Genomic DNA, 21229 nt, shown 5'->3' with positions numbered 1-21229 from the left:
ATGAGAACAATAATGCTGCACACAGCGCAAACATTGCCAGGCATGGGTGCCCTGGAGCTCACCATGGGAACCTTGTTGCTCCTGGCGATCGCTGGTTTTGCTGCTGGTTGGGTTGACGCAGTAGTTGGGGGAGGCGGGCTCATTCAACTTCCCGCATTGCTGCTGGTGCCAGGAATTTCGCCAGTTCAAGCGCTAGCCACCAATAAAGTCGGGTCCATCATGGGTACGTCGGTATCCGCCACAACCTACTATCGGGCTGTGCATCCCGACATGCGAACAGCGCTTCCCATGGCGGTGACCGCGCTACTTGCCGCCATCGCAGGAGCCCGTGCAGCTATTCTCCTCCCGGCCGAAGCCCTCAAACCCATCGTGGTGGTTGTGCTCATTATCGTTGCCGTGTACACCATTGTTCGCCCACAACTGGGGGCTCACGACAACCTGCGTTGGGCTGGGCACAAACACACAGCAGTGGCGATGGTGTGGGGCGCAGTGATTGGTTTCTACGACGGAATTCTTGGCCCAGGTACGGGGAGTTTCTTGGTGATTGCCCTTGTAGCGGGGTTGGGTTATTCCTTTTTGCCAGCTACAGCCATCACAAAGATAGTCAACTTGGCAACTAACGCTGGTGCCTTGATGCTGTTCATCCCCTCTGGCGCTGTGCTGTGGTCCCTGGGGCTGATTATCGGGGTGATGAACGTTTTCGGTGCTTATGTTGGCGCGCGTATGGCCGTTGCACGCGGCTCACGTTTTGTCCGGATAGCATTCCTTGTTGTGGTCGGTGCGTTGATTGTTAAGCTTGGGTGGGATGTTATTAACGAGTGGTAATTAGGACATAACCTGATAAGGGATACAGTAGGGAGATGCCTATCACCGCCCAGCAACTACTCGCCTCACCAGCAGGGCGTGCCATGTGCATCGAATGGTTGCGCAGCCACGACCCTCGGCGGAGTGACACTCCCGATGCCCCAGCACAGCCAGCGACACCGCTCACCTCGTTTCTCGATGCGCTCCACTACGCGGGTACCGCGTATGACGTTGGGCAAGGGATAACCACACTGATGCTTTTCCCTCAACCAGGCACACAAGGACTGCGTAGTGCTCACAGCCAGTACGTGAAAGATGCCCAAGAGGGTGGGCTCGGCGAAGTGCAGGCACCAGCAACATTGGCAGCGCTCCTGAACGACATACCACTACCTGACGTGACGGCCCCGCACTTGCTGAGCGCAGTGTCACAAGCAGCTAACACGATGCATCTGTGGGGCCAACCTCCTCGTGGTGAAGAAAAATTCACCGCAAGCCCGGCAGTATCAGGTGCATTGGAACGGATTGCAGACCACCTTCTTCGTGCACCAACCGCCAGGTTCCTCAGCCAACCATACGACCCCACCAACCAATGGCACATGGTTCCCGTTGACTCCGAAACCGATAGAGCCCCGCGGGCGGCTCTTATCGCTCGAGACAACGACATTGTTTCCGTCCTCGCCCAAGAAGCTCTTGACCACCGCGAGGAAGAACGGCGATCTGTCCGCGAGTTAGCCCGACACCCTCAGCACGTTTCGTCAGGGCGATGGTGGTCTAGCCCGTCAAATGAACTGCCCGCGACCTCCATGGCAGTGCCAGAGTACGGGCCTTGGACCCTCCACTGTGTGGAAGATTCGTTCGGTGAAGACGCGAAAGAAGTTAGGCAAGTTACCCCACCGACTGCCCGCGTCAAAGAAATTCACACAGCCGCCGACTGGGCACAATTATGCGCACTTTACCCACAAGACGTCTCAGCAACGATGGCAGGTTGCTGGAAACACAACACTGGCCGTGACGGGGCGTGGGTAACCCCTAACTGGCTGAGCATGAGCCAAGACTGGGACGCCGTGTACTTAACACCTTTGGCATACCTTCACCTGACCGGAATCGTTATCGACATCCCAGACATGCCTGCATCAGGGCAGTGGGCCAGCTCAATCACCGGATGGTCACCGGGCTTAACCGTATGGTTTGTGCCCTTTGCTAGCCACGAGAAAACCGCCCACACGTGGCGCCTCGACGACGATGCGCTACCAGGTCTGTACGTACCGTGACAGGGAAAGGCCCGCCCCCCAGTGGGAGCGGGCCTTTCGCGCAAGAATTACTCGGGGAAACTACTCGTTGTCACCACCGGTGTCGAGAGTTGCCTGGACCTTGTCGCCGTCAGCTTGGTTCGCAGCATCTGGCCACACCCAGTCACGGACCTCAGGCAAATCCTGACCGTGCTCGCGGGTGTAAGCACGGGCGCGAATTCGCTCGTCTTCCATCTTCTGGCGAAGACCAGCATGCGTTGAACCCAAGTGCTTCACGCGGTCAATGACATCAATCACCAAGTGGAACCGGTCAAGATCATTGAGCATCACCATGTCAAATGGCGTCGTGGTGGTGCCCTCTTCTTTGTACCCACGCACGTGAATGTTCTCGTGCCCCTTGCGCCGGTACGTCAACCGGTGAATCAACCAGGGGTAACCGTGGTACGCAAAAATAACCGGCTTATTGCGAGTGAAGATCGTGTCAAAGTCACGGTCATTCAACCCGTGTGGGTGCTCTTTCTCGTCCTGCAAGCGCATCAAATCAACAACATTGACCACGCGTACCTTGAGGTCTGGCAGTTCCCGCCGCAAAATATCCGCAGCAGCCAGCACCTCTAACGTGGGCACGTCACCAGCACAAGCCAACACCACATCAGGGTCTTCGCCTGGGGTTTCGGTGCCAGCCCACTCCCAAATGCCCAGACCGCGCTCACAGTGAGCTTTAGCTTGGTCCATGGAGAGGAAGTTCGGTGCGGGTTGCTTACCAGCGACCACAACATTCACGTATTGGCGTGATTGTAAGCAGTGCTCGTAGGTTGCCAGGAGGGTGTTGGCATCGGCAGGCAGGTAGACCCGCACAACCTCAGCTTTTTTGTTCACCACGTGGTCGATGAACCCGGGGTCTTGGTGGGAGAACCCGTTGTGGTCTTGGCGCCACACGTGTGAAGACAGCAGGTAGTTCAGCGAAGGAATGGGTTGGCGCCATGGAATGTGGTTGGTAACCTTCAGCCACTTGGCGTGCTGGTTAAACATGGAATCAACGATGTGGATAAACGCCTCGTAGGATGTCATCAGCCCATGACGGCCTGTCAGAAGGTATCCCTCCAACCAGCCTTGGCACTGGTGTTCTGAGAGCATTTCCACCACACGGCCTTTGCGGGCCATGTGTTCGTCGACCTCGGGGCCAAAGAAGTCCGCGTTCCACTGTTTATCGGTGACGTCATAGACCCCTTGCAGGCGGTTCGACGCGGTTTCGTCCGGTCCAAAGATTCTGAAGTTCTCGGGGTTTCGGCGAATCACCTCAGTGAGATAGGAACCGAGTACGCGAGGTGCTTCAGAGATTGTTGATGCCGGTGTCGGGACATCAACAGCGAAGTCTTCGATGGGTGGCAGTCGCAACTCTTTCAGCAGTACCCCACCGTTGGCGTGTGGGTTTGCACTCATGCGTAGTGTGCCTGGAGGAGTTAACGAGAGAATGTCTTCCGCCACCTGTCCGTCCTCGGTGAACAGTTCGTTGGGCCGGTAGCTTTGCAACCACGTGTTGAGGTCCTGAAGGTGTTCTTCAGTGTCCCGAGCGCTGGCCAAGGGAACTTGGTGTGCGCGCCATGAACCAGTGGTTTTTTTGCCGTCAATGGTTGCGGGGCCGGTCCAGCCTTTGGGGGTGCGGAACACGATCATGGGCCACTTTGGCCGTGATTCATCGCCTTCTGCAGCGCGCTTTTTGATGGCGTCGATTTCGTCGAGGACAGTGTCGAGGAGTTCTGCGAACCTGCGGTGGAAAGATGCAGGCTCTTCGCTTTCGTCATACCCGGCTTCGAAGAAGTGCGGCTTGTGACCGTAGCCGACCATGAGGGCTTCTAGTTCCTCGTGAGGGATGCGGTCAAGCAGGGTGGGGTTTGCGATTTTGTACCCGTTGAGGTGCAGAATCGGCAGAACGGTGCCATCGGTTGCGGGGTTGATGAACTTGTTGGAGTGCCAACTGGTTGCTAGTGGACCAGTTTCGGCTTCACCATCACCCACAACGGCAGCAACAAGTAGGTCAGGGTTGTCGAACGCTGCACCGTATGCGTGCGAGAGAGCGTAGCCGAGTTCTCCACCTTCGTGGATGGAGCCGGGTGTCTCAGGTGCTACGTGTGAGGGGATGCCTCCGGGGAAGGAGAATTGCTTGAAGAGCTTTTGTAGGCCCTCCGCGTCTTCGGTGATGTCCGAATAGATCTCGGTGTAGGTGCCGTCGAGGTATGCGCCAGCGACTAGGCCAGGGCCACCGTGTCCGGGGCCGGTGATGTAGAGGGTGGATTGCTGGCGTTCTTTGATGACCCGGTTGAGGTGGGCGTACAAGAAAGTGAGGCCGGGCGTGGTGCCCCAGTGGCCTAAGAGGCGCGGCTTCACATCATCGCGGCTCAGAGGAGTACGCAGAAGCGGATTGTTGAGCAGGTAAATTTGCCCCACGGACAGGTAGTTGGCTGTGCGCCACCACCGATCGATGATGGTGAGGGTCTCGTCTGAGACAGCAGTCATCGGTGACTCCTTCAAGTAGGCATCGGGGGAGGTGATCCCCGCCACTTATGAACCTATCGGAATTGTGGAGCCTCCTCTAGGGCTAACAGCCCAGGACGTGGGATGACTCGGGTGCACGTGGCCGTTGAACGCTTGCTGTGACGCGTGGGTTCGGGGCCTAGGACATCAGTACAGGGACTATTGCCAGCACAATCGTTCCGACCGGAACCAGAAATGCTCTGGCTACAGCGCGCCAATCAACTGTGCGTCGTTCCGCGGAGACAAGTGGCTGAACAATCGGGTTCTCCGTGGTGCCTATTCTCGCGTCTAACACCTCGAGGGTGGTCCCTATGATCAACATGGCGACCCCAACGATGGTGCAGGGGAGTGCTGGGAGAGTTATCAGGGCAGAGGTCTCGCGTGCATCAAGCCAGAGTGAACCGACGACACCTATTCCTAGGGTCAGGCTGAAGAGCGCGCCAGTGAGCCAGGGGTGTTTGAGAATCCAACCGAGATACCGATATCCAGCACTGACTGTGGTGAGGAAGCACACTGACACTAACAGGGCGCCCCAACCGAGAGTGAAGGGATTGCCTTCAAGGTGTGCTGTCCAGGATGTCAGCGTGAGAGCCATGCCAGCTAGTTGCACCCCGGTGGGAGCCAAAGCTGTCAAAACGCCTTTGAGTCCTTGGTCTGGGTCTGTGGGTAGTTCCAAGGAACGTGCGTAGGTGCGGGCTGAGCCGAAGGTTTCTTGCGGGTGTTCAGCGCTGTCTGCGCAGTGTGAGTCAACGACGGCAAGCGCATCGCCGATGTGCGTTCCACTGACCCCATCAAGTCGTAGGGTGAGGATAAATTCTTCAGCCCAGTGCGGGTCGGTGTTGGGGGCAAGTTCTTGTTCTAGAGCGAATTTTTGGGAACCTTTAGTGGCTTTGGTCATGAGGAGGTCTCCTGAGTGGTGTGGGGGAGCCGGTACACAAAATCTGTGACATTGCTGCTGTGTTGGCGCCATGCGTCACGGAGCCGGTCGAGTTCTGTGAGTCCGGCAACGGTCAGCTCGTAGTATTTGCGCCCCGGGCCTCCTGACCCTGCACGCCACTCGGCGTGAACTAACCCCTGAGCTTCAAGGCGGTTGAGGAGGGGGTAGAGGGTGCCACCTTTGACTGTGCCAAGTTGAGCGCGCGCAAGGTGGGCTGCGATGTCGTAACCGTAGGTTGGTCCGTCTTGCAACGAACTGAGTGTGCATAGCACGAGTGTGGCTCGTGTCCATTCAGTTGGCCGCGTGGGTTCTTCCATACCTAGATCGTACGCCGCACTAGATAGGTTGCCTACCTACTAAAGGATGGTGTCCCGTCATACCCATGACGAGCCACCAAGTGGGAACATTACCTGCGGGAGCCACCGCCAACACGGCGAAGCATCGACCACACCGTGGGGCCATCGGGAATGTAGGTGGTGTCAGTGGTGTTCCACCCGTGCCGCTCATAGAGCGTGACATTGCGAGCATCCGAGGTTTCGCAGTGAATAGCAGCTCCCACCTCGACATCAAAAACAGCCAAGGCGTGGTGAAGCAAAGCCTGACCAACTCCCCGCCCCTGGCGGTGACGCGCTACCCCAAAGTAGCCAATGACCATGCGCTGGGGTCAGGGCAGGTCGGCAGTTCCACGGAGTGCACCCGCTCCGCATGTGTTCCATGCGTCTGCGTAATTTCATTCCAGATCGCGGGTGGCACACTGTCGCCAGCGTTTGGTGGCACCAGGGCAACAACACCCGAAAGGTCATCACTGACCCACACTTCACCTGCGGGGAGAGCTAAATAGTTGAGGTACAGGTACTGCAACATGTTTTCCATGCTCAAGGGGCCATTGAATGGGGAACCTGCGCAGTGATGCACAGGTTCGCTAAGGCGTTGACAGGGATAGTTCAAGAATCCTGTCATCACCGTCACCAGGATTACCCCGCCCATCAGTATTGTTTGTCATCAGCCACACACCACCATCAGGAGTAGCGACAACGTCACGTAACCTACCGAACTCACCAACAAAAAATTCTGATGAGTCACCAAGAGAGTCCACCGGGACAACAGTTAACCGTTGTCCGCGAAGGTTCGCGATGAGGAGGGAACCATCTGCGTAGGCCACACCACTTGGGCTCGCATCAGCCGGCTCCCACTGCTGAACGGGATCAATAAACCCCTCTTCTTGAGCTATGCCCTCAACCTGCGGCCAGCCGTAGTTCCCACCCGGTGTGATCTCATTGAGTTCATCCCACGTGCTTTGCCCAAATTCCGTAGCAAACATGGTGCCATCCTGTGCCCACGTGATGCCTTGAACATTGCGGTGCCCCAGGGAATAAACCAAAGAATCTGGTTCTGGGTTGTCAGGAGCAGGTTCACCATCCACCGTCATACGCAGAATCTTCCCCGCTAACGAGGCAGGGTCTTGTGCGGTATCAGGATTGCCCGCGTCGCCCGTGGCAACATACAACATGTCATCTGGTCCAAAGGCGATCCGCCCGCCGTTGTGCGTCCGCCCAGCAGGGATCTGGTCAACAATGACGGCGTCGTGCACGATGCTGAGCGAACCCGCTTCCCCCTCGACGATGAACCGGTCCACACGGTTCCCCTCTTGCCCCGTGGAATAAGCAAATAGCTGCTTGCCGGGGCTAACCGCAAGCCCAAGTAGCCCACCTTCCCCGCCATGGACAACACCATCAACAATTCCCATCACCCGTGTCGACCCGTCAGGCAGCACCTCAAGAATCTCAGCAGTGTCACGGCTACTCACCACGCCAGTGTCACCCCACCACGTCAGTGACCACGGAGAATCCAAAGACTCCGCAACCGGCTCATAGTTTTCCGTGGGCACCACAAAGGTGTCGTCCGGGTCCTGGCGGTCGACGCCGCCAGCAAGGTCGCTTTGTGCGGTGTCATCAACAGGAGCGTCAGGGTTTTGCGCACCAGAGGAACACGACGCTCCTAACGCACTAGCGAGAACGAGAACAGTGAGGGTACGTGGAATCGTCATGGTGGACCGTCACTTCCTGCAGGGTAATCATGAAGGGGAACATCGTCGCTGTTGTACAGGGCAAGGACATCTTCAGTAATTCGCCACGCATCCTCAGCGGCATCTTGGCGCACGAAGAAGGTAGGGTCGCGGTCCAACACACCGCGGGCAACAACACCGTAAGCGGTCAACCCCGGTTGTGGCATCGTTGAGGACATCGTTGCGCGGGTCATGCCGCGCGAATCAAACGGCCCACCCGCGTTCACCTCAAACGACACGTGCTCATGCCCCAACCCGATACGCAACACGCTTGGCGCAACGTCTCCATCATGAGGGAACTGACGGTAGGTGTGTGGCGGGCGACGGAACGTTATTGCTATCTCTTGACGGGGGCTACCAATGGCTTTGCCCGAACGCAGAGTTACTGGCACACCATTCCATCGCCACGTATCAACTTCAAGGGTGACCTGGGCGAACGTTTCCGTCTCCCGGCCGGGGTCTACCCCCTCCTCATCGCGGTAGGCAGGCATCTGCTTGCCGTCAATCACCCCTGCGGTGTAACAACCGCGCAGTACAGGTGTGCTGCCCTGCGCATCCCACACATGGGTGGCACGCAACACGTGGGCAATGAGCGCTGGGATCTCCACCTGGTCAAACGATGAAGGAGGTTCCATCATGACAATCCCCAGCACCTGCATCAGGTGGGATTGAATCATGTCACGCAACGCACCGGTGGAGTCGTAAAAGTCAGCTCGCCCTTCCAACCCCAACGACTCGTCGTACGTCACGTCGATGCGTTCCACATGCTCACGGTTCAAGAGCGGTTCCAGCCAACGATTCGCAAAGCGAAGGCCCAAAAAGTTCAAGACCGGAGGTAACCCAAGGAAGTGATCAACACGGAAAATCGACGATGCTGGAACCACCTGAGCTGCCAATACACCCAACCGTTGCGCGGATTCCAGGTCATCACCAATAGGTTTCTCCAAGGCAAGGACCGTTCCCTCGGGGACCCCAACACCAGCAAGAGCCTCCAACGCGCGCTCTGTCACAGCGGGAGGTAGCGCAAAATACAAGGCACTAGCACCATCAAGCTCCTGGAGAACAGCGCTTAAAGCTTCGCCATCAGTAGCATCAACTTCACGATGCTCCGCGCGCGCAATCGCATCATCAACCGCTGGCCCTCCAGCTTCGACAGCATCAAAAGCATCACGAACAGTCTCACGCCACGGCAAATCACTATGACGAGACAACCCCACAAGGCGAATACGCCGGTGAGGCTCTTGAACAAGCAAAGACCCCAGACCAGGTAAAAGAAGCCGGGACGTCACGTCGCTACCAGCTCCAAGAATGACAAGATTTTCGATGGACTCCATGCCACGCCACCCTATCTGGCATACCACCACGACGCAGTGTGAAGAGCACCCCGTACCTCACACCTCCAACACCACAGACATGTTCCTCCTGCGCTCTGAGGTGCGAAAACTCCCATCCCTTGGTTGACTGGAGTGATGGGAGACCACCGCCACCCCCGCTCAACGCCCCTCGAAGATTACGCTTTACTATCTGACCTCAAAACAGGCCCGCTCGTCTCACGGGACGGATCAATCGACTGGTTATGCTTACCTCGGTTCGACTCGCCCGCCGTATTCTCCGCGCTTTTGGGGGAACCAGAAGACGGGCGATGGAAACTATCCATAGACGACGCTACCGTCACACACCGGCAGTACCACCACGACACATTCGTGCTGGAAACATACTGGGAAAGCGACACAGGGCGCGCACTCGTCACCGATTTCCTCCCCACCGACACGGCAACAAACTCTCTAGTCCGCCACGTCACCTGCCTTGAAGGCACTATCACTCTCTCGCACGACCTCCGCATCCGGTTTGACTACAACAGAGCAAAACCCTGGACCCGGACTGTCACCTGCCCAGATGACACACAAGCACTACTCTCAGTTGCGGGGCCAGATGCACTCCTGCTCACCGGACCCGCCATGCGCATCGACGACACCTGGCAGGCGCTCCACCACGACACGGCCCCCACCACTAACACAGAAGCCGACTGCGACAAACTCGTCGACTACCACGGGGCAATCGCAGACCGCCTCGCCCTCAACCTCACCCTCAACGAAGGCGAAACGCAAGGGTGGACACTCACTTACCTCCCCTCCCACTACGCCCTACCAGTGACCCCAGCACCAGAAGACGCCAAAAAAGACACCATCACCTTTTGGCACGACTGGGCCGCACACGTTGATGCTGAAGACACCTATGACGAAGCTGTCATGCGTTCCCTGCTTGTACTCCGCGCACTCACCGACCAAGAAACCGGCGGAATAGTTGCCGCCCCCACCACCTCACTACCCGAAGAATTCGGCGGCTCACGCAACTGGGACTACCGCTACACCTGGCTACGAGATGCCGCACTCACCATTGAAGTACTCATCGCCCACAACTTCGCCCAAGGTGCACTCCACTGGCGAAACTGGCTCCTGCGAGCCGTCGCAGGAGACCCCGACGACACCCAAATCATGTACGGCATCGCAGGTGAACGACACCTACCAGAAGAAGAACTCCACCACCTAGCAGGCTACGAAGCATCACGCCCCGTACGCATCGGAAACGGCGCAGTCAACCAATACCAAGCGGACGTCGTTGGGGAAGTCATGCTTGCGCTCGCAGCATTACGTGACGCCGGCGTTGAAGAAGACGAATACTCCTGGACACTGCAACGCAATTTGTTGACCTTCGCGGAACACAACTTTGACCGCGCAGACCACGGAATTTGGGAGATGCGCGGGCCCGAAGACTGGTTCACCCACGGCCGGGCCATGATGTTCGCGGCATTCGACCAAGGGGTGCGCGCCATTGAACAGCATGGCCTACCGGGCCCCTTTGAACAATGGCGAACCCTGCGCGACCAACTGCGTGATGAAGTGTTGAGCCGGGGATTCAATGCAGAACTTGGCGCATTCACCCAGACGTATAACAACACCGAAGTAGATGCCTCACTCCTTCACCTGCCCGTCACCGGGGTGGTGAGCGCTGATGACGAACGGATGCTTGGTACCGTTCGCAAAATTGAGCAAGACCTCCTTGACGAAGCGGGGTTTGTGCATCGGTACCGGACTGACTCTGGTATCGACGGGTTAGAAGGCGAAGAATATTCCTTCATGATCTGTTCTTTCTGGCTGGTCGAACAGTATGCACACTCAGGGCGCCTTTCTGACGCCGAAAACCTCCTCAATCGTCTTGCTGAGTGCGCAAGCGATTTAGGGTTGTTCAGCGAAGAATACGACTCAACGTCGAAGCGACTAGCTGGCAATTTCCCTCAAGCGTTCAGTCACATAGGTTTTGTCCGAGCCGTGGATGCGGTGGCCAGGCAGAAAGCACAAGCCACTGATAAGCCAGTTCACACCTAGCGATACCCTGCGCGGACGACGGCGCTACTGGGTAGTTGCCGCTTGTGCGTACCTGTTCGCTGCACTGGCCACATCATTGTTGTATTGAACATCGTTGTTGTAGGTGTTCACTGCTGCGATCCACTGGTCAGATTCCCTCAAATCGCCTCCAGTACTACACAGATATGCCGCCGCGGCAAGCGCGGCATCATAGATGTTCTGCGGGTCTTGGACACCATCACCGTTGCCGTCCTGCGCGAAAGTGGCCCACGTTTGGGGGATAAATTGCATGGGGCCCACTGCGCGGTCCCATTGGGTATCGCCGTCAACCTGCCCAGCATCAGTGTCAGGGATAGCCGCTACACCGTCACCGTTGAGAGCAACCCCAATGATGGGTGGTGTCGCAGTGCCGGACTCATCGAGGAGCGATTCGTTAATAGTTCCGTGGTGAGATTCCACCTCCCCAATTCCGGCAAGCGTGTTCCAACCAAGGTTGCACTGAGGGGTGGTTTGAGCTTGTGCGATGCTCGCCCCGGCGTACGCAGTCAGAGCGAGGGGTGGTATGCCTGTGGCAGTGGAGACGGCGCTCACCCACTGTGGTTCTACGAGGTCTCCTAACGTCGTTTCTCCGCCAAACTGCACAGGCGGATTTTCCTGACCAGCTACTGACGCAGATGCCGGTGCTGGCTGGCTAAGGGAGGCATCGTGAGGTGGGGTGGGCGAGTGGTCAGAAGTTCCAGTTGAGGGAACATCGCCGCTGAAGGGGGTGGAATCTCTATGTGGTTGAATGAGGGCCCCGACACCTGTCACACATAGCGCAGTGATGACGGAAAAGAATATGACACGTCGATGGTTAGGCATGACTGGTTCCCTGAAGAGCGGGCGATGAGGATTCTGGTCGTTGCGTGCTGCGGCGGTGTAGTGGAGACATAGTGCTTAACCACGTGACGGCGAAAAGAGCTGACGCTACGAGGACAATGGCAGCGCCGGTGGGAAGATCCCACGTCCACGAAATGAAGACGCCAGAAACTGCGGAGAACATTGCGATAAAAGGTGCGAGCACCATCATGACCGACAGGCGCTGCGTGATCATGCGGGCAGTGGCAGCCGGCGTGATGAGAAGTGCCAATACAAGGACATTCCCGATGCTACGAATGCTTGCCACGACTGCGAGACTAACCAGAACGTACAGTACCAAGTCAATCCATCGCACCCGAAGCCCCAGTGCGTGGGCAGTTTCACGATCAAGGCTCACCACCACGAAGCCACGATGAAAGAGCGTGATGATGGCCAAGATGATGACTGATGTGGCTGCTGTCATCCACACATCGCGCGGAGAGACGCCCGCCAGCGACCCTAACAGCAGGCTGCTGATCTGGCCTGAATACCCAGGGGAGCGAGCAATTATCACCACTCCTAGCGCGAACATCGCAACAAAAAGTACACCGATGACAGTGTCTTCACGGAGCCTAGGGTGCATGGAAACCACAGCAATGAGTACCGCAGTAAGAACTCCAGCGACCAATCCGCCGAACACCATATTCCCCGACAGAATAAATGCCACAGCAATCCCTGGCAGGACAGAGTGCGCTAAGGCATCACCCATAAAAGCCATGCCACGAAGTGTCACGTAGGTGCCGACCACAGCACATACGACCCCAGACATCATGGCCACCAGTAACGCCCTGCGGAGAAACGCAAATTCAGGGGTGAAAACGTCCTGAAGAAACTCGACGATCACCACTTAAACCACCTGCAGTTGCCGCAGAAACGCAGAGCCGTCACGGACATCGAATGTTGTTGTCCACGCTGCCGTATCAGCTGCGATGTCGAGGGGGTTCCCTTGAGCGATGATGGAGGTGCGGAGCAAGATGATGACATCGCACGCATCAAGCGCTCCCGGGATGTCATGGGTTGTCATGAGCAGGGTTGTTCCTCGATGGGATTGAGCGCTAAAGAGATCCATGAGTTGTTCTTGAGCTGGCATATCTAAACCGGTAAATGGTTCATCAAGGAGGAGGACTTGCGGGCGTTGTACGAGCGCTCGAGCAACAAGGACTCGTTGACGTTGCCCGCCAGACAACTGAGCAACAGGCCTGTTTGCTAAGTCCAGCATCCCGACGTCGCTCAGTGCTTCACGCACAGCTAACCAGTGCTGGGCGGCAGGGCGTTTGAACATGCCAAGAGAGCCAACAAGTCCAGTGCTGACGGTGTCAGCGACACTCACCGGGAAATTCCAGTCAAACTCATGCCGCTGAGGAACGTATGCAAGTGGAGACTTTCCACGGCGTATTGGCTGACCAAGGACATCTATTGTGCCCTGGCGCTGTCGCAGCAAACCCAATAGCGTGCGAAGCAGAGTGGTTTTCCCTGCACCGTTTGGACCGAGAAGCGCTGCGAAAGTCCCTGGAGTCAACGAGAAGGAAACCTGATCCAACACGCGACGCCCTGCGAGATCAACACTGACATTATTGACTGTGAGCGCAGCAGTTCCAGTGGTCATGAGGTGGCACCTTTTTCGTGTGGTGCATCAGTAGTCGTTGACGCCAAAGCGGTGTGCCTGGCTCGCCTGCTACGCATCATCACAACAAAAAACCCACTGATCAAAGCGACACTGGTGACACCAATAGCAATAATGAGGATCTGTTCCTCACGTGACAGACCGGAGTTTGTCACCGCAGGTGACGCTGCGGTGTCTGTTGCCGCCGTCGTGGGTTCACTGGGGGACACGTCAGTTACTTGTGCGGAAAAAGCTTCTTGAGTGTCGCCACCTTCGCCGACCGTTAAGCGAAGTGTGTCAACATCGCTCACTGTCGACCCATCGAGAAGAGTGGCCTGGGCTTCCAACGTCACCAGATACACACCTGGTTCCGTGAATACCCAGTTGGCGTGCGTGTGAGTATTGACATCAACCCACACTGGTTGTGGAGTCGCATTGCGTGAGTCCCACAGGATCTGTGGGGCCGACGATGAGCCTGATTGCAGATACACGCTCAGCGCGCCAGGGCCTGAAACGTCCCGCAAGGACAAGGTGATACCCCGATCAATGCGTTCCATGACCGCAGGGTCTTGGGTGTTCCAACCGATCCACACAACACCAGGTTTTTGAGTTTGCGGTGATATCCACACGGGCTCTCCCGCGTCCTTTCCCAGGAAGCTGTAGGTGGGGTCATCGGGCACAGATTCTGTAGCAGCATCGGTTAACGACAAAACAGTGTTGTTCAGTGGTCTCCACACGCTCTGAGCATCAGCGTCACTACGAGCAACATCATCATGGATCAGAAGTTGCCACTCACCGTCAACAAAACGGGGGCCAAGGTCAACGTGGCCTGTGTCAATAACTCGTTGATCAGCGACGACTTGCGCATCAGGATCAAGTGTTTGTTCGAGATCTGAATCATCTGACGCGGCAAATGCGCCTGCAGAACTACATACGGCGAGAGCACCGGCCGTTGTAAAAGTCACGAGTAGTCGAGAGAAAGAAAGAAGTGTCATCGGTAGAGAGCCTTGGTGTGGGTAGGTCATTGATCGGCTAGGCAGCGAGCAATGGTGTCAGCGTTGTACGTCATAGCGTCAAGAATCGTTGGGTGGTCCCTCGTCAGGCCAGCACCAGTAACGAGGTGGCAAACACGGGTGTCAGTTTGCCGGGCAATATCAGTGAGGAGAGACTCCCCACCAAGTGGGTCCTCTTCGGCGAACACTGCACGCACTGTGTGCCCAGTAATGGACTGCAAAACAGAACGTCGATGCGTCAACGATGGATCGATACCCCGGCGGGGAACTGCCGTTCCCGCAATAGTGAGGTTGTATGCTCCTGCGAGGTAACGCACGGAATCAAACTCGGTAACCAGGTAGCGGTCGGAATCTGCGATGCTCGACATCCGTGCAGAGGCATAGCGGTCAGTACGGTGAATTTTGTGACTGTACAGCTCCAATGCTGAGTGATATTCCGCAGAACCAGATGGGTCGAGACGCACTAGTTCGTCACAGACCAGGCTTGCGAGCGCAACAACATTGGTGGGGTCAAGCCAGAGTGCTGGGTCGATTTCACCGTGAATGCTTCGGCCGAGTACTGCTTGGGGTAACTGATACACCGAGGTTCCTGGTGGGAAAAGATCGCCTGAATCAGTCTGGATGTCAGCGGGTGTGAGTGTGTGGGGTGGCACAGTAATGACGACATCGTCTAAGGACATTGATGCATGACTGTGGTCGGTGTGGTCGTGCCCTGCGTCTTCTTCGTCGGCGACTGCAAGGACAAGACCTTGGCCAGTTTCTCCCACGCTGATGTCAGCGTGGCCGCCAGAGATCGGGGTACGTTGGTTGGGGGCGTCGTGGGCGGGGACACCTACGGCCAGGACGAGTGTTGCTTGCCCTACGGTGTCTGGACGCGCGGTTTTGTTTTTACTGTGTTGGGCTCGTAATTCGACCTCATAGATTCCTGGTTCAGTGAATATCCACGACACGTGATGGTGTGCTCCTGGAGGCACGGCAAGGGTGTCAGCCTCGAACCCGGTTGCTTCGTCGAATCCGTCGAGGGAACTGAACAGCACAGTGGCTGTTCCTAGTGCGCCTCTGACGTATCCCACCAGGTGGCCGGGGCCGTTAACGTTGGTCACAGATATCCACTGGCGCGCTTCGTCAGGTGATGCTGTGTCACGGGTGGGTGAGGAGAACCCTAGCCACACGGCATCAAGTGTGGGATCTTCGATTCGAGTGATGAACCGTGCGGAGTACCGCACAAGTTCTTGAGTCACGCTGACATGGCGAGGAGCGTCAGTGCCTGATGGGTTAACGGCCCTGAGCAGTGCTGCATTCTCGAAAAGCGGGTAGTGAGACAGGGTGAGGTCTGCCGTTGTGATGTAGCGTGCATCGCGTAGTGTGGGCTCGTATTTTTCTGGATCACCTCCTAGCGGCACGAGAGATGTGACGTCCACGTTGTCCCCACCAATGTTGCGCACGATGTCAGCGAGCAACGGTGTCGTTGTGACAATCACGGGTGTGGTTTTTGCGTCAGGTGTTGTCCCGCTGTTCGTGCGTGTGGTGGGAGCTGAGATTCCTAGTCCCAACGCGACGCATAAGAGTACAGCGCATAGGCGCACGGTGGTGTGCGTCGCGACCTGATTGCGCACACCACCGTGCTGGTTTGCATGCATCACGATGCGCCACCACGCAGGAGGCCGCTGAATAGTTCGGGGCGGCGCCACCATACAAGGCCCGTTCCCACACCTGCGCCGAGCAATAATCCACCGAGTATGCGCCATAACAGCTGTGCCCGCTGAGTGTCGCCCGTCAAGGGTTCTGCATCAGTGCCAAGCGTACTTTCGCCAGGGAGGACTGAGATTGCAGCCTGCTGTGCGTCGACAAATGCTTGCTCAGCTGCTTGTTCTTCGAGCTCTGGGTCGTCCTTGGAGGTGAGTGATGCTTGGCTGACTACACCGCACCCAGAAGAGTTCTTTACTGCACTTGCCGGGTCAACGTCCCCAACTGCGAGGACGATTTCGGCAGTGCCGCTGGATTGGCCTCCGCCCGGTAGAGTCACCGTTTGTGTCATATTGAGGCGGTAGATGCCTTCGTGTGAGAATACCCAGTTCCCGTGGGCGTGTACTCCCAATGGGACGGAGTAGCGTGCTCCAGCGCCACCGAAGACGACATCTTGCACTCCTCCGAATGGGCCGGTAAGGAACACTTTGACACTACCGGGGCCTTGCACGGAGTTTAATGTCCAGGTGACAGGTGAAGCTGCCGAGGAACTGGTGAGTGATTCCGTGTTCCATCCCAGCCAGATGAGTGCTGGGTTTTGGGTTTGTGGTATTTGCCAGACTGTTTTCCCTGCTGGAGCGATGCTCGTGAATCCGGCAGGCATGGCGGTGCGTCCTTCGGGCCGGAGCCAGATGACGGTGTCGGAGGGTTTGCGGTACACCTTGGTGCCCGATGAATCGTCACCGATAAGTATTTTTGCTTTTCCGCCAACGATTCTGGTAGCTACATCTGCGTGCCCCCGTGACAGCACTGTTGCGTTGGCGACGCACTGTGCGTTCGGTGACGTGGAAGATACCTGTTGTGATGCTTGTCCGCCACCTGTTGCTGGAGTGGAGGCAGGGGGAGTAACTGTTGATCCAGCGACTTCTGGTGCTACGGAACAGTCACGTGCATCAAACTGCATGACATCTGCGGTTCCAACAGCGACCGATAGTACGAAGGAGTCAGATGATTTCTTGCCTGATGCAAGCCGTGTCACTCGCTCCATCGATAGGCAATAGTGCCCTTCTCGGGTGAATGCCCATGACCCGTGGGCGTGTGTTAATTGAGGGATGGTTGTTTGATCTGCGGAGGTGATTCCGTTGGCTGTGTTAAAGAGGACATCGACACCTCCCATTAATGTTGGAGATGGGCGGTAGAGGAAGAAGTCTCCTGGACCTTCCATCCCCGTGAGTGCCCACGTTACGCCTGTCTGCGTTTCTGAGGCAGCGATGCCTTCGGTGGACCATCCCGGCCACAGTACGCCGTCACGTTGGGTGTGGGAAACCTGCCACACAGGTGCGCCCTTTTTACCCAAGAAACCATATGGCGCCAGTTGAGGAACCGTAGTTTTCGTGGCGGGTAGTAGTTGTAAAACGGTGCTGCGCGGTGATCGGAGCGCGGGTTTGCCGCCACGGGTTGAGTCTTTGATGCGTGTTGTTAGGCTCCCGTCGTTGATGACTGAGGCAACGTCAACGTGCCCAGAATTGAGCACCACGGATCCCGCGGAGTTTTTGGTCCCATTGGGTACGTTCCACACCGCACCTGGTTTCGGAGTGGTTGGTTTACCTGCCGCGGGTGGCGCACCATCGTTGGGCGGGTTCACGATGTTTGCACTGGTGACGGCGAGAGAGTCCCAGCCGATGAGTTCACCACCGCGAGTTTTTACTGCCAGGGTGTGTGATCCGGCGCTGGCTGTTGCTGGCAGACGAACCTGAAGAGCGCCGCTTGCTCCCACCTGAACCCAGCCAAGCCACGTTGACCTATCGAGCCACACGGATGTCCACTCACCGGCATGCTGTGCACCAATGTGTACGGTGAGCAACTGACCGGGCGAGAAACCAGCAGTCCCGTTGAGTACCCGTACGTTGCCCGAGGTGGAGTCAGTCAAACTTCCCGGTGGAATGGGTGTGGTGTCTGGAGATCCGGGTTGTCCGTCCACTGTGGTAAAGCATCCCGATGGATCCAAGCGTGTCACGTCAGTTCGACCGACTGCTACTGCCAACACAAACGAGTCCGTTGACCGCAAACCTCCCGTAAGAGTTGCTGAACGTTGGAAAGCTAAACAATAGGCGCCCTCTGCGGTAAAGGCCCATGCGCCGTGAGCGTGGGTATTGGGGGGAACAGTGATGGTGTCCTTGGCGGTAATACCGTCACGGGTAGACATTGCTATATCGACGCCGCCAAGTTGCTGAGCGTTGGATGTGAACAGAGCAAACTCGCCTGGACCGGATGCATTCGTCAGACGCCACGTCATGTCGCCGCCCATAGCTCCTGGTGCGATCGACTCCGTTGACCACCCCGGCCACAAGATGCCTTCTTGTTGCGACTCTGGAAGGAGCCACAGTGGGGCCCCTGCAGGGCCAAGGAAACGGTATTGGGAACTGGCAGGAACTGATGTCCGCGCATCGGGCAGGACCTGGAACACAACGGAGTCCATAGTGTGCCATCGAGGCGTGGCTGCGGTTGCCGAGTCCTTGACGTGGGTGACGAGTTGGTTAGCGATAACGCGGGAGGCGAGATCAACGTGTCCATCGTTGAGCACAATGGCTCCAGCTTTGTTCACTGTCCCGTTCTTGACCTTCCATACTGGCGGCGTTACTGGATCAGTAGGAGGCGTCGGCGAACCTGGGTCTGTTGGTTCCGTGGGGTCGCCAGGGTCAGGGGTTGGTTCTGTCGGCTCAGAAGACTGAGCAGCGCAGGGAGTTGTTAATGCGCCGTGGTCAGCCCCTCGCCACACCTCGCCGTTATGAATAATGCGACCTTGGGCGTCAAAGTCCCAATCATCGGGATCAGTGGGGCCATCCACAACGAGAGTGAGGGTTTTAGTGACCGAACGTTGTGGTGTGCCAGGCACAGTGAATGTCATGGGAACGCAGTAGCGCCCCGGCTGGGTGACTTCCCATGCTTGTTGCCCCACACGAGACCCTGGCATTCCCACAAAGTGCGCCCCAGGGGAATCGGGGGAAAATAACTCTTCGATTCCATTCCACGACGCGTTGACGGTGAGGCCACCCGGCCCTTCGACGTCACCGAGCGACCAATGGACCTCTGAAAGTTCAGAGGTGTGCGGGATTCCCGTGAAATCTGTGGTCACAGCTAGCAGTGAACTCCGGTCAGGGACATTGCCGCGCAATGCAATGTACGGCGTGTGAACTCCGACGGTGCGGTGCACAATGACATCATCAATGTCATATTCAACGCCCGCCGACGCACCCCTGTGGTCGTGTAAACGCAGTGACGCGTCGAGTGTGTTTCCGGAAAGAGTTGGTCGCAAATCCATGAAACCGGAGGTGATGGTCACTGGGGTTGTGCCACCTGGGCGTGGTGTGGGAGTCGGAACCTGAGGGTCATCGACAACACGACCACACGGTTCGATCAGAACAGCCTCTTCCGCAGCGTCATCGCCGACGGCAATGGTTAACTGTTGGGTGTCGCTGAGCACGGCGCCGCTCGCCGTACGGGTTTGAGCGGTGACAGCAACGCAGTACACACCGGGGGCAGTAAAAGTCCACGCGTAGTGGCGGTGGCTGCCCACCGACACCGACCAGGCACCTGGAAGTGAGGTGCGGGTGCTGGCAATAACACCTTCAGCGTTGTTGGCGTGTGACCACAGGACAAAATCTCCCGGTGGTGCATCGCCGTCAATTCCGGTGACAGCATCAACACGGAAATTAACTGCAGCACGGCGGGCAAGGGACGACAACGAGGAAGATTCCGTTGACAACCCGATCCACGGCTCTGACAGATTTTGCGTAATAGGCGAGGTCCACACCCGTGAACCAGCAGGCGCGAGAAAAGAGTAGTCGTTGTTGTCGGTGTACGTCGATGGGAGCGTCTGGGCAACGGCATCTGTGTGAGTGATGATCAGATCGCTGTGTTCGACATCAGCGGGCAATGTGGGATTGTTTCCCGCAAAGGTACTACCGAGCCCGATATGGGAGCGAAGGGCGAGTGTTTCGCGGCCCTGCTCTGTTGTGATGACTGGATAGAGGACATCGGCGTGCCCACTTCTCATGACGACGGTGTCGGTGGGACGAGGGTCGCTGGGATCGATAGGTTCGTCAGGTGACACAGGTTCTTCGCCTGGATCCGGTTCTGCGGGATTTTCACTATCGCCTGGCTCTCCATCATCTGGTGCGCTATCGCCTGGAGGTTCTGGGTCGCTAGGGTCAGTTGGCTGTGGATCTGGATCAGGAGTGGGGTCAGTCTCACCGCTGTTGTCATCACCATCAGCAGGTGGTGGAGAAACAGGTGGTTCACTGCCAAGGTATCCGCAGGGTGCTGTTGTTGGTGTTGAATCACCTACTGCAACGTTGATTGTTCCAGTAGTGGTCTGCTCGCTGGTTTCACCAGCGGGTAAATAGGTGAGTGAGTAGGTGATGCAGTACATGCCCGGAGCGTTAAATCGGTGCGTGCGGGTAGTAGGGAAGTGGTTGCGGGGGTGGTCCGTGGAAGCGGGGCGGGGCGTCCCACTGCGATCGATTCCAGTCCCGAGAAAAGGGCGGGCGGCATCGTGCGGGCTGACACTATTGGGCGCCGATGCGGGGGTATATACCAGGTAGTCACCGGGGCCTTGGACGCTGTCGAGCTTCCAGGTGAAGCTTGCACTCGAGCCTCCTTCGAGGGCTCGTGAGGCGAACCCAGGGGAGAAGGTGAGATTCAGGCTGTCGGCGAGGTCTGGATTATCGGATGTCACCCATGAGCTGCTACCTACCTCCCCAAGGAACGCAGTGTCATCGGTCTCGGGGATCAGTGATTGGTGTGAATTACTCAGGTGAAAGACGGTGTTCGGTGCCACGGTATCCCACGTTGTGGAGTTCCTGATAGCGAATTCTCTTATCCCGCTCTCGGGGTTCAAGACGGTGCCGTATACGTAGCTTCCTGTGGTGATAACAGGGGGCGAGTCGGCGTAGGCGGGTGTGTCAGGCGGGGCTGCGAGTAAGCCGCAGGTGATAAGGAGGGTGAGGGCAGCGCTGACAAGGGGCCGGTGGTGTCGAGCCATGAACGTCTTTCACAATGAGGTGATGAGATG

16 protein-coding genes are annotated in these 21229 nt (G+C 57.2%); 3 read left to right on the top strand and 13 right to left on the bottom strand.

Annotation, left to right across the window (positions count from 1 at the left end; all coding sequences use genetic code 11):
- Nucleotides 1–42: 42 nt before the first annotated feature.
- The gene (locus G538_RS0110255; protein WP_157544444.1) at nucleotides 43–825 is read left to right on the top strand and encodes a sulfite exporter TauE/SafE family protein; all 783 of its coding nucleotides are present in this window, start codon (nucleotides 43–45) and stop codon (nucleotides 823–825) included.
- Between the two features lie 35 nt (nucleotides 826–860).
- Nucleotides 861–2075, top strand: a complete 1215-nt coding sequence (locus G538_RS0110250) for a hypothetical protein (protein WP_029069251.1) — start codon at nucleotides 861–863, stop codon at nucleotides 2073–2075.
- 60 nt (nucleotides 2076–2135) lie between these two features.
- Here the strand turns inward: G538_RS0110250 and G538_RS0110245 are convergent, their stop codons facing one another.
- The 7 genes from G538_RS0110245 to G538_RS0110220 form a co-directional block, all read right to left on the bottom strand.
- Entirely contained in the window at nucleotides 2136–4571 is a 2436-nt protein-coding gene (locus tag G538_RS0110245) for a phosphoketolase family protein (protein ID WP_051196934.1), read from the bottom strand.
- A 157-nt stretch (nucleotides 4572–4728) separates the two neighbouring features.
- Nucleotides 4729–5487 carry a hypothetical protein gene (locus tag G538_RS0110240; protein ID WP_029069249.1) on the bottom strand — a complete coding sequence of 253 codons (759 nt, stop codon included), beginning with the start codon at nucleotides 5485–5487 and terminating at the stop codon, nucleotides 4729–4731.
- Nucleotides 5484–5843, bottom strand: a complete 360-nt coding sequence (locus G538_RS0110235) for a PadR family transcriptional regulator (RefSeq protein WP_029069248.1) — start codon at nucleotides 5841–5843, stop codon at nucleotides 5484–5486. Before G538_RS0110235 ends, G538_RS0110240 begins: the two co-directional genes overlap by 4 nt.
- An 89-nt stretch (nucleotides 5844–5932) precedes the next feature.
- Complete coding sequence (locus tag G538_RS17420) at nucleotides 5933–6181, bottom strand: GNAT family N-acetyltransferase (RefSeq protein WP_051196932.1); 249 nt, start codon at nucleotides 6179–6181, stop codon at nucleotides 5933–5935.
- Nucleotides 6157–6399, bottom strand: coding sequence for a hypothetical protein (locus G538_RS17415; protein WP_051196930.1), 243 nt, complete (start codon nucleotides 6397–6399; stop codon nucleotides 6157–6159). Before G538_RS17415 ends, G538_RS17420 begins: the two co-directional genes overlap by 25 nt.
- A gap of 49 nt (nucleotides 6400–6448) precedes the next feature.
- On the bottom strand, nucleotides 6449–7573 hold the full coding sequence (locus G538_RS0110225; protein WP_029069247.1) for a PQQ-dependent sugar dehydrogenase: 1125 nt from the start codon (nucleotides 7571–7573) through the stop codon (nucleotides 6449–6451).
- On the bottom strand, nucleotides 7570–8925 hold the full coding sequence (locus G538_RS0110220) for a glucose-6-phosphate dehydrogenase (protein WP_029069246.1): 1356 nt from the start codon (nucleotides 8923–8925) through the stop codon (nucleotides 7570–7572). The genes G538_RS0110225 and G538_RS0110220 overlap by 4 nt, the downstream gene beginning before the upstream one ends.
- 135 nt (nucleotides 8926–9060) lie before the next feature.
- Between G538_RS0110220 and G538_RS0110210 the strand changes: the two genes are divergently transcribed.
- Nucleotides 9061–10977: a glycoside hydrolase family 15 protein gene (locus G538_RS0110210; RefSeq protein WP_029069245.1), complete on the top strand. Its 1917-nt coding sequence runs from the start codon at nucleotides 9061–9063 to the stop codon at nucleotides 10975–10977.
- Nucleotides 10978–11001: 24 nt separating this feature from the next.
- On the opposite strand, the gene G538_RS16225 is transcribed toward G538_RS0110210, so the two are convergent.
- From G538_RS16225 to G538_RS17410, 6 genes are read right to left on the bottom strand one after another with little or no spacing between them, the layout of a single operon-like run.
- Nucleotides 11002–11817: a lytic transglycosylase domain-containing protein gene (locus tag G538_RS16225; RefSeq protein WP_051196928.1), complete on the bottom strand. Its 816-nt coding sequence runs from the start codon at nucleotides 11815–11817 to the stop codon at nucleotides 11002–11004.
- Nucleotides 11810–12697: an anchored repeat-type ABC transporter permease subunit gene (locus G538_RS16220; protein WP_245566846.1), complete on the bottom strand. Its 888-nt coding sequence runs from the start codon at nucleotides 12695–12697 to the stop codon at nucleotides 11810–11812. Before G538_RS16220 ends, G538_RS16225 begins: the two co-directional genes overlap by 8 nt.
- 3 nt (nucleotides 12698–12700) lie before the next feature.
- Nucleotides 12701–13459: an anchored repeat-type ABC transporter ATP-binding subunit gene (locus tag G538_RS0110195; protein WP_029069244.1), complete on the bottom strand. Its 759-nt coding sequence runs from the start codon at nucleotides 13457–13459 to the stop codon at nucleotides 12701–12703.
- The gene (locus tag G538_RS16215) at nucleotides 13456–14451 is read right to left on the bottom strand and encodes a choice-of-anchor M domain-containing protein (RefSeq protein WP_051196924.1); all 996 of its coding nucleotides are present in this window, start codon (nucleotides 14449–14451) and stop codon (nucleotides 13456–13458) included. Before G538_RS16215 ends, G538_RS0110195 begins: the two co-directional genes overlap by 4 nt.
- Nucleotides 14452–14477: 26 nt before the next feature.
- Nucleotides 14478–16109: an anchored repeat ABC transporter, substrate-binding protein gene (locus G538_RS0110185; RefSeq protein WP_029069243.1), complete on the bottom strand. Its 1632-nt coding sequence runs from the start codon at nucleotides 16107–16109 to the stop codon at nucleotides 14478–14480.
- Nucleotides 16109–21199, bottom strand: a complete 5091-nt coding sequence (locus G538_RS17410) for a TIGR03773 family transporter-associated surface protein (protein ID WP_029069242.1) — start codon at nucleotides 21197–21199, stop codon at nucleotides 16109–16111. The genes G538_RS0110185 and G538_RS17410 overlap by 1 nt, the downstream gene beginning before the upstream one ends.
- Nucleotides 21200–21229: the final 30 nt, after the last annotated feature.

The sequence above is a fragment of the Jonesia quinghaiensis DSM 15701 genome, assembly GCF_000423205.1.
Classification (GTDB): Bacteria; Actinomycetota; Actinomycetes; order Actinomycetales; family Cellulomonadaceae; genus Jonesia; species Jonesia quinghaiensis.
Note: the sequence above shows the minus strand (reverse complement) of the source record. Positions and strands in the feature narration are given on the sequence as shown.